This window comes from Pseudomonas sp. JS425, from assembly GCF_018223845.1.
Lineage (GTDB): Bacteria > Pseudomonadota > Gammaproteobacteria > Pseudomonadales > Pseudomonadaceae > Aquipseudomonas > Aquipseudomonas asiatica.
In genome coordinates, this window is record NZ_CP073661.1 from 2,951,894 (window position 1) to 2,964,458 (window position 12,565).

General features: G+C 59.6%; 12 protein-coding genes and 2 pseudogenes. 8 read left to right on the plus strand and 6 right to left on the minus strand.

Annotated elements, in window-relative coordinates; translation table 11 throughout:
* The first annotated feature begins 4 nt into the window (after positions 1-4).
* Positions 5-1,051, plus strand: coding sequence for a dienelactone hydrolase (locus KDB76_RS13720; RefSeq protein WP_024087042.1), 1,047 nt, complete (start codon positions 5-7; stop codon positions 1,049-1,051).
* Here the strand turns inward: KDB76_RS13720 and KDB76_RS13725 are convergent.
* The 5 genes and pseudogenes from KDB76_RS13725 to KDB76_RS13740 form a co-directional block, all read right to left on the minus strand.
* Positions 1,013-2,206 carry an MFS transporter gene (locus KDB76_RS13725; protein ID WP_038409611.1) on the minus strand — a complete coding sequence of 398 codons (1,194 nt, stop codon included), beginning with the start codon at positions 2,204-2,206 and terminating at the stop codon, positions 1,013-1,015. The two genes, KDB76_RS13720 and KDB76_RS13725, sit on opposite strands and share 39 nt — an antisense overlap.
* 409 nt (positions 2,207-2,615) lie before the next feature.
* The gene (locus KDB76_RS13730; protein ID WP_013972511.1) at positions 2,616-4,202 is read right to left on the minus strand and encodes an ABC-F family ATPase; all 1,587 of its coding nucleotides are present in this window, start codon (positions 4,200-4,202) and stop codon (positions 2,616-2,618) included.
* A 20-nt stretch (positions 4,203-4,222) separates the two neighbouring features.
* A pseudogene (locus tag KDB76_RS29805) lies at positions 4,223-4,529 on the minus strand (site-specific integrase); the annotation flags it as partial.
* Positions 4,530-4,589: 60 nt separating this feature from the next.
* Positions 4,590-5,255, minus strand: a complete 666-nt coding sequence (locus KDB76_RS13735) for an SOS response-associated peptidase family protein (RefSeq protein WP_013972513.1) — start codon at positions 5,253-5,255, stop codon at positions 4,590-4,592.
* A 130-nt stretch (positions 5,256-5,385) separates the two neighbouring features.
* The gene (locus tag KDB76_RS13740) at positions 5,386-6,753 is read right to left on the minus strand and encodes an HD domain-containing phosphohydrolase (protein ID WP_013972514.1); all 1,368 of its coding nucleotides are present in this window, start codon (positions 6,751-6,753) and stop codon (positions 5,386-5,388) included.
* Positions 6,754-6,924: 171 nt separating this feature from the next.
* On the opposite strand from KDB76_RS13740, the gene KDB76_RS13745 reads away from it, so the two are divergent.
* The 6 genes and pseudogenes from KDB76_RS13745 to KDB76_RS13770 all read left to right on the plus strand — a co-directional run.
* A complete protein-coding gene (locus tag KDB76_RS13745; RefSeq protein ID WP_044039983.1) occupies positions 6,925-7,851 on the plus strand; it encodes a cytochrome c peroxidase in 927 nt (308 codons plus the stop codon).
* Positions 7,848-9,659: a DAHL domain-containing protein gene (locus KDB76_RS13750; RefSeq protein ID WP_013972516.1), complete on the plus strand. Its 1,812-nt coding sequence runs from the start codon at positions 7,848-7,850 to the stop codon at positions 9,657-9,659. Before KDB76_RS13745 ends, KDB76_RS13750 begins: the two co-directional genes overlap by 4 nt.
* Before the next feature lie 29 nt (positions 9,660-9,688).
* Positions 9,689-9,838: a hypothetical protein gene (locus KDB76_RS13755; RefSeq protein ID WP_023660898.1), complete on the plus strand. Its 150-nt coding sequence runs from the start codon at positions 9,689-9,691 to the stop codon at positions 9,836-9,838.
* A 301-nt stretch (positions 9,839-10,139) separates the two neighbouring features.
* Complete coding sequence (locus tag KDB76_RS13760; RefSeq protein ID WP_044039752.1) at positions 10,140-10,472, plus strand: hypothetical protein; 333 nt, start codon at positions 10,140-10,142, stop codon at positions 10,470-10,472.
* A 128-nt stretch (positions 10,473-10,600) separates the two neighbouring features.
* Positions 10,601-10,912, plus strand: coding sequence for a hypothetical protein (locus KDB76_RS13765; protein ID WP_024087046.1), 312 nt, complete (start codon positions 10,601-10,603; stop codon positions 10,910-10,912).
* Between the two features lie 121 nt (positions 10,913-11,033).
* A pseudogene (locus KDB76_RS13770) lies at positions 11,034-11,177 on the plus strand (hemolysin D); the annotation flags it as partial.
* A 9-nt stretch (positions 11,178-11,186) separates the two neighbouring features.
* Here the strand turns inward: KDB76_RS13770 and KDB76_RS13775 are convergent.
* Positions 11,187-12,044 (minus strand): LysR family transcriptional regulator, encoded by an 858-nt coding sequence (locus KDB76_RS13775; RefSeq protein ID WP_038409612.1) that lies wholly within the window; start codon positions 12,042-12,044, stop codon positions 11,187-11,189.
* 90 nt (positions 12,045-12,134) lie between these two features.
* Between KDB76_RS13775 and KDB76_RS13780 the strand changes: the two genes are divergently transcribed.
* On the plus strand, positions 12,135-12,548 hold the full coding sequence (locus KDB76_RS13780; RefSeq protein WP_023660900.1) for a VOC family protein: 414 nt from the start codon (positions 12,135-12,137) through the stop codon (positions 12,546-12,548).
* Positions 12,549-12,565: the final 17 nt, after the last annotated feature.

A 12,565-nucleotide genomic window follows, 5' to 3' on the forward strand; every position in this document is an offset into this window, starting at 1 on the left:
GCCGATGACTCACTCTCGCTGCATGCTGGCACTGGCCCTGCTCGGTAGCCTTCTGGCCCATGCCGAGGCCGCACCCTGGGTTGCCGGCCTGCATCACATGACGTTGGCCGACCCGGTCGACGCCCGGCCCATGCAGGCGCTGGCGTTCTACCCGGCCATTGGCAAGACCCGCAGCAGCCGGATAGACGGCTACCCGGTCGATGTGAGTGAAGAGGGGCCGGTAGCATTGGGCCAGTTCCCGTTGCTGGTGCTGTCCCACGGCAATACCGGCAGCCCGCTGGCCTTGCACTACCTGGCGACGTCGCTGGCGCGCCAGGGTTTTATCGTGGTGGCGGTGGTGCACCCCGGCGACAACGCCCGCGACCACAGCCGCCTGGGCACCCTGAGCAACCTGTACGGCCGGCCGCTGCAAGTGAGTGCTGCAATTACGGCCGCCCGCGATGATGCCTTGCTGGGGCCTTACCTGAACGGTGGCAAGGTTGGGGTGATCGGCTACTCGGCCGGTGGTGAAACTGCCTTGATCCTCTCAGGCGCGCGCCCGGACCTGGACCGCCTGCGCAAGTACTGCCTGGAGCGCCCTGACGACGCCGACGCCTGCAAGACCCACGGTGTACTGATTGCCGACCGCAGCGAGCTGGTGCCAGAGGCCGACCAACGGGTGGGGGCCGTGATGCTGATGGCACCTCTCAGCCTGCTGTTCGGGCGCCATGCCCTGGCCGGGGTGCAGGTGCCGGCGCTGATCTACAGTGGCGACAGCGACCAGCTGGTGGCGGTGGACCGCAACGCCGAAGCCCTGGCCCGCAAATTGCCGGTCACACCGGACTATCGCCTGCTGGCCGGCGCCGGGCACTTCGTGTTCATGGCCCATTGCGATGCCGAGCAGTCCGTGCGGATGCCGGCGCTGTGCAAGGACGCCGCAGGCGTGGACCGCCGGCACATCCACCATTCCCTGCAGCAGGAAGCCGCGGTGTTCTTCAGCCAGGCGTTGGGCGCGCCGGAGCCGGCCGAGCGTTCAGCCGCGAGTGGCGCGCCGCGCCAGCAACAGCGTTAGGCCGACACCGGCCAGGGCGAGCAGGGCGGCCACACAGAAGATCGAGGCATAGCCCAGATGTGCGGCCACTGCGCCCATCACCGGCCCGGCGATGGCCAGGGCCATGTCGAAGAACACGGCGTAGGCCCCCAGCCCTGCACCACGGCTACTGCTGGGTACCTGCTTGATCGCTTCAACCCCCAGCGCCGGGTACACCAGCGATAGCCCGAAACCGGTAAGCCCGGCACCGATCAGCGCCCACGGCGGCGACGGTGCCAGCCACAGCAGGCTCAGGCCGAGCACTTCGGTGGCCATGCACGCGACCGCCACGTTGTAGCCACCAAAGCGGTTGACCGCATTGACGAACAGCAGCCGGGAAATGATGAAACACACGCCAAACGCACTCAGGCACCAGGCTGCGCCCACCCAGCCGCGCTCCAGGTAATACAGGGTGACGAAGGTGGTCAGGGTACCGTAGCCGATAGAGGCAAGGGTCAGGCCCAGACCGCACGGTGCGACCCGGCCGAAGGCCGACCAGAAGGGCAGGCGCTCGCCGCGCACCACCACCACGTCCGGCCGCTTGCGCAGTACCAGCAGGGCAGATACCGCCAGCACCAGCAATGCCGGCCCCAGCACGCTGAAGTCCAGTCCGTCGACGGCCAGTACACCCAAGGGGGCACCAATGGCGATGGCGCCATAGGAGGCGATACCGTTCCACGAAATCACCCTGGCGGTGTGTTCGGGCCCGACCTGGCTGATGCCCCAGCTCAGCGTGGCCACGCCGATCAGCCCTTGGGCGACGCCCAGCAGCAGGCGCCCGCCGAGCAACAGCGCCAGGCTAAGCAGCGGTAGCGTCAGGGTCCAGGCCGAGAGCAGGGTCAACACCCCGCAGCCGGCAATCCCCAGCAAACCGAAGCGAATGGCCTGCTTGCCCCCCAGGGTATCGGCCACGCGCCCGGCAAACGGGCGGCTGAGTAGCGTGGCCAGGTATTGCAGGCCAATGGTCAGCCCGGCGACCACCGCGCCAAACCCCAGCTGGTCGTGCACATGGCTGGGCAGCACGGCGATCGGCAGGCCGATGCAGAGGAAGGCGATGAAGGTGTAGAAAACGATCGACAGGATCTGCAGGGTGATTTGCAGCGTGTTACTGGCGGGGGCGGGTTGTTGCGCGGTCATGGGCTCGTTCGCGGGCGGGCGGTTGGGCGTGGCCCCATCATGGCCGTTGCGCGAAGGAAATGAAAGCAGGCTAACGAATTAATCGTCGGGCAGTGCCAGCCCGTGGGATCGGCGGTGAATTCTTCGCGGGCGAGCCCGCTCCTGCAGGATGTGCATAGGCCTCAAATGCTACGCAGCCCCTGTGGGAGCGGGCATGCCCGCGAAGAGGCCGGCCCAGCCATACAAGATGGCCAGGCCGCCCCATCAATCAGACCAGCACACCCTGGCTACGCAGGTAATCGTCATTCGCGGGCTCGCCCGCTCCCACAGGATTTGCATAGGCCTCAAGTGCTACGCAGCCCCTGTGGGAGCGGGTTTACCCGCGAAGAGGCCGGCCCAGCCATACAAGATGGCCAGGCCGCTCCATCAATCAGACCAGCACACCCTGGCTACGCAGGTAATCGTCGTAGGTACCGCTGAAGTCCACCACGCCATCAGCCGACAGCTCGATGATGCGCGTGGCCAGCGAAGACACGAACTCACGGTCATGGCTGACGAACAGCAGGGTGCCCGGGTAGTTCTCCAGCGCCAGGTTCAGCGCTTCGATCGATTCCATGTCCAGGTGGTTGGTCGGCTCGTCCATCACCAGCACGTTCGGCTTCTGCAGGATGAGCTTGCCGAACAGCATGCGGCCTTGCTCACCACCGGAAATCACCTTCACCGACTTGAGGATCTCGTCGTTGGAGAACAACATGCGCCCGAGGGTGCCGCGGATCACCTGCTCGCCGGAGGTCCACTGGCCCATCCAGTCGAACAGGGTCATGTCGTCTTCGAAGTCGTGGGCGTGGTCCTGGGCGTAGTAGCCCACTTCGGCGCTGTCGGTCCACTTCACTTCACCCTTGTCCGGGGTCATTTCACCGACCAGGGTGCGCAGCAGGGTGGTCTTGCCGATACCGTTGGGGCCGATGATCGCCACGCGCTCGCCAGCCTCGATGGTAAAGCCCAGGTCCTTGAACAGCACCTTGTCGTCGAAGGCCTTGGCCATTTTTTCGACGGTAACAGCCTGGCGGTGCAGTTTCTTGGTCTGCTCGAAGCGGATGAACGGGCTCACCCGGCTCGACGGCTTGACCTCGGCCAGCTGGATCTTGTCGATCTGCTTGGCCCGCGAGGTGGCCTGCTTGGCCTTGGAGGCGTTGGCCGAGAAGCGGCTGACGAAGGTCTGCAGTTCGGCGATCTGGGCTTTCTTCTTGGCGTTGTCCGACAGCAGCTGCTCGCGGGCCTGGGTGGCAGCGGTCATGTACTCGTCGTAGTTGCCCGGGAACACGCGCAGCTCGCCGTAGTCCAGGTCGGCCATGTGGGTGCAGACACTGTTGAGGAAGTGCCGGTCGTGGGAAATGATCACCATGGTGCTGTTGCGCGCGGTGAGGATGTTCTCCAGCCAGCGGATGGTGTTGATGTCCAGGTGGTTGGTCGGCTCGTCGAGCAGCAGTACGTCCGGGTCCGAGAACAGCGCCTGGGCCAGCAGGACACGCAGCTTCCAGCCCGGAGCCACCTCGCTCATCGGGCCGAAGTGCTGTTCCAGCGGAATACCCAGGCCCAGCAGCAGTTCACCGGCGCGTGATTCGGCGGTGTAGCCGTCCATCTCGGCGAATTCGGTTTCCAGTTCGGCGACGGCCATGCCGTCTTCCTCGGTCATTTCCGGCAGCGAGTAGATGCGATCGCGCTCGGCCTTGACCTTCCACAGCTGGCCGTGGCCCATGATCACCGTGTCGATCACGGTGAATTCCTCGTAGGCGAACTGGTCCTGGCGCAGCTTGCCCAGGCGCGTGTTCGGCTCGAGCATGACCTGGCCGCCGGACGGCTCCAGGTCACCGCCGAGGATCTTCATGAAGGTCGACTTGCCGCAACCGTTGGCGCCGATCAGGCCGTAGCGGTTGCCGTTGTTGAATTTGACGGAAACGTTTTCGAACAGCGGCTTGGAGCCGAACTGCATGGTGATGTTGGCGGTGGAGATCAAGAGACTTACCTATCAATAACTTACGTGACTTCTTCGCAGCGTCGGACCCATTCTGGACCAATCGGGAGCTTTTCCAGCTCCTGCCAGTCGTTGGACGAGTTAATCCAGCGCGCATGAGTCGATAAGAGCATCTGCACGCTATGCCCGAGCTGATGGGCGATGAATGCGGGGTTGAGACCAGACATTGAGCACATTGTCGCATAGGTGCGACGGCAGTTATACGGGGGCGGTATCTGATCCCCGGACCCTTGACGATCGGGCGCTATTGATGGTGCAGGTTATACGTGTTTTTCATCTTGATCCGGGCAGGAAGACGAACGGCGATTCGGCGAAAGGCCTTGCCTGCCTTCGACGCTCCGTATCCTGTTTCAAGGCTTTGCCTCCTGTTCACGGAAGCGGAGTTATCAGCTCGGCACCTTGGTTACGCACATTCCCCACGGCGATACCCACCCGGTACCACTCGAAGGCTTCGGCCGGCTCACCCAGGTTGAGCACCAGTTGTTCTGCGCGCTCGCTCGGCATTGCTGCCGCGATCCACTCGTACGCCAGTTCTGGCGACAACACGACAGGCCGGCGGTCGTGAACGTCGACCATTCCGCCCTGAGCGTCGGCGGTAATGATGACGAACCCGTCGTGCTCTGTGCCGGTGAACTGGCCGATCGAGGCGCAAAGGGCAGGGCGCCCATCCTGGCGGCGGATGTAGTACGGCTGCTTCTTCGGCCCACCTTCATCAACCCATTCGTACCAGCCGTCGATTGGGGTGATGGCCCGGTGCGGCCAGATCGCCCGGAAGAATGGGCCATGCGCCACCTTCTCGACGCGGGCGTTGATCGGCGCAGCGCGATCATTCGCCCAGTGCGGTCGCCATCCCCACCTCACCAGGTCCGCTCGTGGGCCTGCGTCATCCATCCGCAGTACTGCCACCGGCGTGGTCGGCGCGATGTTGTACCGGCCAAGCGGCTGGTCGCCGACGTTGTTCCGCCAGGCCTCTGGCAGGCTCAGGGTTTCAACGAAGTCATGTATGCCACGGTACTGGCTGAGCCTTCCGCACATACGCCCTCCTACCGAAACCTGAAGGATAGCCGTTGGCTGGTAGTAGTGCCGGCAGTCATACGGAGACGGCCAGGCACCCAGCATGCCACGATGCATGACCAACGGATTTCAGCACCTACCCGCAACGGGGTCAGCCTGCCGTTGCGGGCGATGGCTGCAGGCTGTCTGCCTGCTCGGGAACCCTGACGAACACGCTGTATCTGCCACCTTCCATTTCTTCGAAGGCAATCAGTTTTTTCACCAGCGCACCGTTTAGTACCTTGCCGGCATTCAATAGCAGCATGCCGTTGTCGGCGTTGAGGTTGCGCGCCAGTATCATGCCATCCGCCAGTTCGTGCGTGCTCAATACCTTGATCGCCGGGTCGGTCAAGGTAATGTCGCGCATGTACGCGGCACAGACATTGACGAAGTCTTCCACCAGATCTGGGTCATACAGCTTTCCAGCATGCTTGCGTATGTAGAGCAGTGCCTCATCGCTATTGAGCTGGCGATCCAGGACCAGTCCGCGCTGCAATTCGATGAAATCCACGGCCATTTTCAACCAGCGGGCGCCCAGTGGAATTGCCGCGCCCTTCAGGTGGCCCGGAAAACCGCTGCCATCCCAGCGTTCCTGGTGGTGAAGTATGAGTTGTGCAGCCTCTTTTATTGGCTCCAGGGTCATGACCAGTGCTTCGCTCTGTTTCGGGTATGACCGGTACAGTTCGCGCTCTGGTGGAGGTATGAGATCGGCGGGGCAGGTGAGCATGTTGTCGGTCCAGCTCATCTTGCCGATGTTGTAGAGGGCTGCAGCCATGGTCAGGTTGCGACAGGTACCTTCGTCCAGTCCATGGCTGGTGCAATACACCCGTATCAATTCTATGACTTGCCGGTTGGTCTGCTTGGCCTTGGGCAGACGCATGTTGCCTAACTGCGAAAAGAACTCGGTGGTGGTCACGTAACTGCGCTTGAGTTCTTCATAGGCAAGGTCAAGCATGTCGGCAGTTTGCTGCAGCTCGGCGGTGCGCGCCACTACACGCTGTTCAAGGCTTTCGTTAAGCGCCTTGAGTTGCTTGATCTGTAACTGAGTCAGTTGTTCCAGGCGCTTTCGCTCGCTTTCCGAATGCTGGTGGGCCAATGCCTGGCGCAGAGTGACCAACAGTTCTTCATCATTCCAGGGTTTGCTGATGTAACGATAGATGTGCCCATCATTGATGGCTTTTGCGATGGTGTCCGTGTCAGCGTAACCCGTAAGCAGGATGCGCAACGTATCGGGAAAGCGCTCATGTACGTGGGCCAACAGCGTTGCCCCGTCCATGTTTGGCATGCGCGCATCACTCATCACCAGATTGATCGGGCGTTGTTGGAGCAGTTGCAGGGCGTCGGCACCGCTTTCGGCAAGGAGGAGTTCGTAGGGTTGGTTGCGAAGTAGACGACGAAGGCTGCTGAGAATCGAGGGCTCGTCGTCAACCAGAAGTATCACCGGCTTGTCTGCTGCGCCATCGGTAACGGGTAGCTCCATGGGTCCCTCCCTGCTGGTCTCGGCCAGATTACTCCCAGGCGACAGCCTAGATGATATTTGCCCCTGCCGTTAGCTTTTGCCTGTTGGCCTCACTATGCTCGGAGACAGGTGCATCTTGCCAGGGAGGGTCATGCTGTGCCGATTTGTCTGCAGGTTCGCATCGTTGCCTCGATGCTTGTCGTTTTACCGGCATGGGTGCTGGCCCAGAGCATCGGTGGGCCGCTCACGCCATTGCCGGCGGTGCCTGAGCTTGACCCTGCCCGGGTGGAACTGGGGCGCAAACTGTTCAATGACTCGCGTTTGTCCCTCGATAGCAGCCAGTCCTGTGCAGATTGCCATCGCCTGGATCGTGGTGGCGCGGACGGGCAGGCGCGCTCGCTTGGTGCAGATGGCAAACCCTTGCCAGTTCACACCCCCAGCGTCTTCAACGCCAGCCTGAACTTCCTGCAGTTCTGGGATGGGCGCGCGCAATCGTTTGACGGCCTGGTGCACCTGGCAACCGGTAATACGGACGGCAAAGAAGATGGCTGGGCTACCGCGGTTCAACGAATTGCTGACGATCCGGCTTACCAGACGGGGTTCGCCGAAGCCTATGGCAAGCCGGTGACCACCATTGATGTCAAAGATGCCCTGGTTACGTACCAGCGCACCCTGCTGACACCCGATTCACGCTTCGATCGCTATCTGAAAGGAGATACCAGCAGCCTCAGCCTGGAAGAGAAGCATGGCTATCAGCGCTTCCAGGAGTACGGTTGTATAGCCTGCCACCAGGGTGTGAATATCGGCGGCAACATGCTGCAGAAGTTCGGCGTCTTCGATGATTATTTCGCCAACCGTGGCAATGTTACCGGGGCAGATCGGGGACGCTACAACGTGACAGGTGACCCGGACGACCTCCACCTGTTCAAAGTTCCAAGCCTGCGAAACGTGGAGGTGACTGCCCCTTACTTTCATGACGGTTCGGCGCCCACCTTGGAAGCAGCCGTCGATGCCATGTTTCATTATCAGTTGGGACGTACGCCGAGCGACGATGATAAAGCGCTGATCATCAAGTTTCTCCAGACCCTCACCGGCCAATGGGAGGGTAAACCGCTATGAGGTTGAACGCTCGGCGCAGTCTGCTGCTGTTGGCTGCGTGCGCCATATTGCTGGCTTCCGTGCTGGTCTACCTGTACTGGATGTCCAGGTCCGATGAGAGTGGCGACTACGCTCAGGCGCGCGATCTGATACGCCAGATCAAGCAGTACGATGCACAGTGGGAGGGTGCAGTGCTCAAGGCGCGCACCACTACCAATTACAACTACGACCCGCTGGTGTTGCCGTTGATTGAAATGAAGCGCCTATGGCGGGAATTCGGCACGCTGGAAGGGCGTCATCAAAAAACGGAACTGCTCGCTTGGCAAAAGGCTTTTCGCGACTACCAACAGGCCTTTGACGACAAGGTCCTGCTGGTCTCGCGCTTCAAGACGCACAATGCAATCCTGCGAAATTCCCTGGCTTTTCTCCCGGCTGCGGCTGATGTAATACAGGTGCACCTCCGGCAATTGGTCGATGCCGATACACTGCGTCTGCGTAGAGTCACAAGCGATACCTACGACTTGATGCTGAGCAGCCTTGAGTTTGCCCAGACCACAACCGATGAAAAAGCTGCCGAAATCCTTGTCGGACTGAACAACCTTTCTGTCAACAAGGAGCGCTTGCCCGGCGATTTTCAGGTGCCCATCGATACCATCAGCAAACACATAGAGTTGATTCTTCGTGAGCAACCCAAAGTCGATCAACTGCTTGAAGCGATCGAGGCGGTTCCGATCGCCGAGTACCTGGACGCCATTGCCCTGATGCTGGACCGCGACGAGCAAGCAGCAGTGCTGATGGCTCAGCGATACCATTTTTATATGTTGGTGTTTTCCACCCTGCTGGTTTTGCTATTGCTGTACCTGGGGATGTGGCTGATGCGTAGCTACGCCGAAATAAACCGTGTAAACCGAGCGCTGGTGAGTGCCAACGACGAATTGGAACAGCGGGTCGAACGGCGTACCCAGGCACTTACCCAAGCCAGCGCAGCACTGCAGCGCGAGGTGGATGAACGCCGATTGCTCGAGAACCAGTTGGTCCAGTCCGAAAAGCTTGCCTCGCTCGGTCAGCTGGCAGCCGGCGTAGCCCATGAAGTCAACAACCCGATTGGTTTTGTCTCTTCCAACCTCGGTGCACTGGACGATTATTTCGGCCGTTTGCAGGTAATGCTGAATGCATATGCTGACGCGGAACATACCCTGGTTCCAAACGCGCTCGGCGCTGAGCTGGCGAAGTTGCGCACGGAAATCGAGCTGGATTACTTGCTGGAGGATATTCCGGCGCTGATTCGCGAATCCAAAGACGGCATCGGCCGCGTTGCGCGGATCGTCAAAGACCTCAAGGACTTTTCGCGAGTAGAGACCAGCCATGACTGGCAAGTGGCAGACTTGCATCAAGGCATAGAGTCAACTCTGAACATTGTTGCCAGCGAACTCAGGCACAAGGCGGACCTTGTCAAGGATTACAGCCCATTGCCGCCGGTCGAATGCCTACCTTCACAGATCAATCAGGTAATCATGAATCTGCTGGTCAATGCCACCCAGGCGATGGGGGCCGAGCGTGGCAGAATTACCCTGCGAACCGGTGCCAGTGACAAGTGGGTATGGATCGAAGTCGCAGACAATGGTTGTGGCATTCCTGGCGAAAGCCTGCAAAAGATCTTCGATCCGTTCTACACGACGAAGCCCATCGGCCAGGGCACCGGGCTGGGATTGTCACTTTCGTACGGAATCATCAAGCGTCATGGTGGCGAGATCCGCGTAGACAGCGAGGTGGGAGTCGGTACGACATTCAGGGTCGAACTGCCCATCCATCAGGCTCGGTCGGCCTGAGCCCGCTCCGAGCACACCAGGGAAGTGGAATGCAAATTGCTGTGACCCCTTGGTGCATCGTTCATGCGGAGTACGCAGAAATGACTCAGAATGACCGCTACTACATGATCTTCGTTGTGGTTGCTGTGCTGGTTCTGGATCTAGCAGCGACATTTGTGTTTCTGAAGGTCATCGCCTGACCCCCGTTTGTGGGTCCGGTTGTACCCGAAATCGGGGACATCGGCAGAGTGAACCCGGCCCAGGCTGGCCTGTCTGGCACTTTTCCACTGATCCATGAACGTAGGTTATCTTCGCGAGGAAAACCCGCCCGGAAGCCGATATAGCAAACAAGCCTATTGCCCGGCTAACGTCGAGCAGTACCATGAGCGAACAAAAACCAAAAAAAGGCATGCGGCTTGGCAACACTTTCCCAAGTTACTCGATGGGGCAGCAGGAGCGTGTCGCGTGAAAAGTCCAAGATCGGTAGCAGGCGCAATACTGATGTCCACTTTCGCCACTCTGTTCATGGCAGGCTGCGCACATGAGCCCGATGTGCGTCAGGGCCATGGGTATGCGGCCGGGGCCACTGAAAGAAGTACGCCGGCGTACCTGGGGTGCGTCAAAAGCGAACTTCAAGGTAATGTGAAAACGTACCAGGTCGATGGCGATAACTCGGTCAGGCTGTTCGTTGATAGCACCGACCCCGACACGGCGGGTGGCCTGGTCGAAGTGCGGGGCACGGGGACCCAGCGCCAGTTCGCGGCCTATCAACGTGATGCCTGGTACGACCATGGCAGGCTGCTGGATGCCGCGCTGATGTGTTCGAAAGCGTGATCATCTGACCCCTTATACAAAAGGCCCGCCCTCGAGAGCGGGCTTTTTGCATTTGCCGACCCCAGCCGCAATAATCCGCTCATTTGAAGGAGAACACCAAGTTGGAAGAAAGAAGCGTTGTTGCTGAGATGTTCATTGGGATGCCGACGCATTTCTGGGTGTTGCCCGTTGCCGGCCTGATCGCCTGGTTCGGCCTGAAATGGGCCGAACAATCCGGTAGCCGCGCCAGCACATTGCGGATCGTGACCTACCTTCTGCTCATTGCGTTGGCGGTATTGCCCAATGGTTTTTATGCGCTGTTTCCCCCTTCGTCCGACATGCCCGAGCTGTTGTTGAATCGTGAGCCGCTGCCCAACTACGAGGGGCGCTTTTACCTGGATGCGTTTTACGTGTTCAGTGGGTGGGCACTGAGCAAGGTGGCCAAACTCAAGTTCAACTAGAGCGAACACGAGATTCCATTTCCGATCAAGAGATCAATTGCGACTGGCGTTTTCGCCAAAGTTGGAGCGCTCCCAAGGCATTTTGCCCCGGATGGCAGCAGCATCAGCGGTACTGCCGAGCCGAACAGGCGGCAACCGGTTCCTGCGCGGCAAGAAAGTACTGCCGATCATCCCCGGCATGGTTGCCGAGATGGATATCCTCAGCGGCAAGCGCAGCGTGCTCAATCACTTGCTGCGCCCGCTGATCAAGGCCCGTCTCTACTGAGCTGGAGCGTCAGGCCATCAGTACGGATGCCAGTAGCTTTATTGCCGACGTGCGGTGATGGCCGGCACTGTAGGCCAACACTATGTCGCGGCAGTACCTTGGTTCTTCGGCCAGAACCAGGGCGTTTGGCGATTGCTCCAGCAATGACGGCCATTGCGGGACCAAGGAAACGCCTTGCCCCAGGGACACCAGCAGGCTGATGGCCTCGAGTGCATCCAGGTCGCAAGCCACGTTGGGTGCGAGGCCCAGATCGTCCAGATAGCGCTGGGTTATCAGGCCTCCCCAGGAGTCGATGGCATACCGGATATAGGGCCCAGTGGCCAGCATTGCGTGTGCTTCAGCGCGGGAGGCTGTGGCAGGTGCCAACAAGCACAGCGGTTCGCTGCGCAACGTGAGCATTCTCAACGATTTTGCTGTCTTGAAGGGTGGCGTAACCAGAATTGCCGCATCCAGTTCCTGATTGATCAGCTTGTCATGGAGCAATTTGGAGTCACCGGGCGTGATGGTGAGCTTGAGGTTGGGCGCGGAGGATGACAAATGCTCCAGTGCTGCCGGTACAAGGCCGGTGAGTGCAGTTGATATGGCGCCAATGCGCAGTTCCCCGGTCAGCGTGTCGGCGTTCAGGTCATTCCTGAGCTGACTGGCATGTTCGACAATGCAACGTATCCGTGGCATCAATACCAGCAGCTTGTCTGTCGGCCTGATCGCATGTGCCTCTCTATTGAAGAGTGCACAGCCCAGGTGTTTCTCCATATTGCGAATACGCAAACTTATTGCAGCGGCTGAAACATTTGCTTTCTTTGCCGCACCCGCAATGGAGCCGCATTCGACAACGGATATGAGGCTTTCCAGATTTTGAATGTCCATAAGTAATGCTTATGCTCAGGCCAAGTGTCAGTTGGTGTACATGGATGCCGGGCGGTGTGAGGATAGTGGCTCTGTTCGAGGAGTACCATCATGTTGACACCCTTTCATGTTGCTTATCATGTCAGCGATCTGGACGTGGCAAGAAAATTCTATAAAGAAGTTCTTGGTTGCGTCGAGGGACGTAGCACTGAGACCTGGGTAGACTTCGAGTTTTTTGGTCACCAGATATCTCTGCATGTGGGCAAGCCCTTTGAAACCAGCCGCACTGGCAAGGTCGGCCCACACCTTGTATTGATGCCTCATATCGGAGTGATATTGCCTCTGGAGCGATGGCAGGCCTTGGCTAAGCGCCTTGAAATTCTGGGCGTGCAGTTCGAAATCCCGCCGGTTGTTCGTTTTGAGGGTGAGCCTGGCGAACAAAGGACAATGTTTTTCCTGGATCCCAGTGGTAACCCGATCGAGATCAAGGGGTTCAAAAACTTTCGTGCAATCTTTGCTTCCTAGTGTTTTATAAAAACAGA

What these genes read in the sequence shown, in the direction of transcription:
- KDB76_RS13720 (WP_024087042.1), top strand. Translation starts at nt 5, where the DNA reads ATGACTCACTCTCGCTGCATGCTGGCACTGGCCCTGCTCGGTAGCCTT.
- KDB76_RS13725 (WP_038409611.1), bottom strand. Translation starts at nt 2,206, where the DNA reads ATGACCGCGCAACAACCCGCCCCCGCCAGTAACACGCTGCAAATCACC.
- KDB76_RS13735 (WP_013972513.1), bottom strand. Translation starts at nt 5,255, where the DNA reads ATGTGCGGAAGGCTCAGCCAGTACCGTGGCATACATGACTTCGTTGAA.
- KDB76_RS13740 (WP_013972514.1), bottom strand. Translation starts at nt 6,753, where the DNA reads ATGGAGCTACCCGTTACCGATGGCGCAGCAGACAAGCCGGTGATACTT.
- KDB76_RS13745 (WP_044039983.1), top strand. Translation starts at nt 6,925, where the DNA reads ATGCTTGTCGTTTTACCGGCATGGGTGCTGGCCCAGAGCATCGGTGGG.
- KDB76_RS13750 (WP_013972516.1), top strand. Translation starts at nt 7,848, where the DNA reads ATGAGGTTGAACGCTCGGCGCAGTCTGCTGCTGTTGGCTGCGTGCGCC.
- KDB76_RS13755 (WP_023660898.1), top strand. Translation starts at nt 9,689, where the DNA reads ATGCAAATTGCTGTGACCCCTTGGTGCATCGTTCATGCGGAGTACGCA.
- KDB76_RS13760 (WP_044039752.1), top strand. Translation starts at nt 10,140, where the DNA reads ATGTCCACTTTCGCCACTCTGTTCATGGCAGGCTGCGCACATGAGCCC.
- KDB76_RS13765 (WP_024087046.1), top strand. Translation starts at nt 10,601, where the DNA reads ATGTTCATTGGGATGCCGACGCATTTCTGGGTGTTGCCCGTTGCCGGC.
- KDB76_RS13775 (WP_038409612.1), bottom strand. Translation starts at nt 12,044, where the DNA reads ATGGACATTCAAAATCTGGAAAGCCTCATATCCGTTGTCGAATGCGGC.
- KDB76_RS13780 (WP_023660900.1), top strand. Translation starts at nt 12,135, where the DNA reads ATGTTGACACCCTTTCATGTTGCTTATCATGTCAGCGATCTGGACGTG.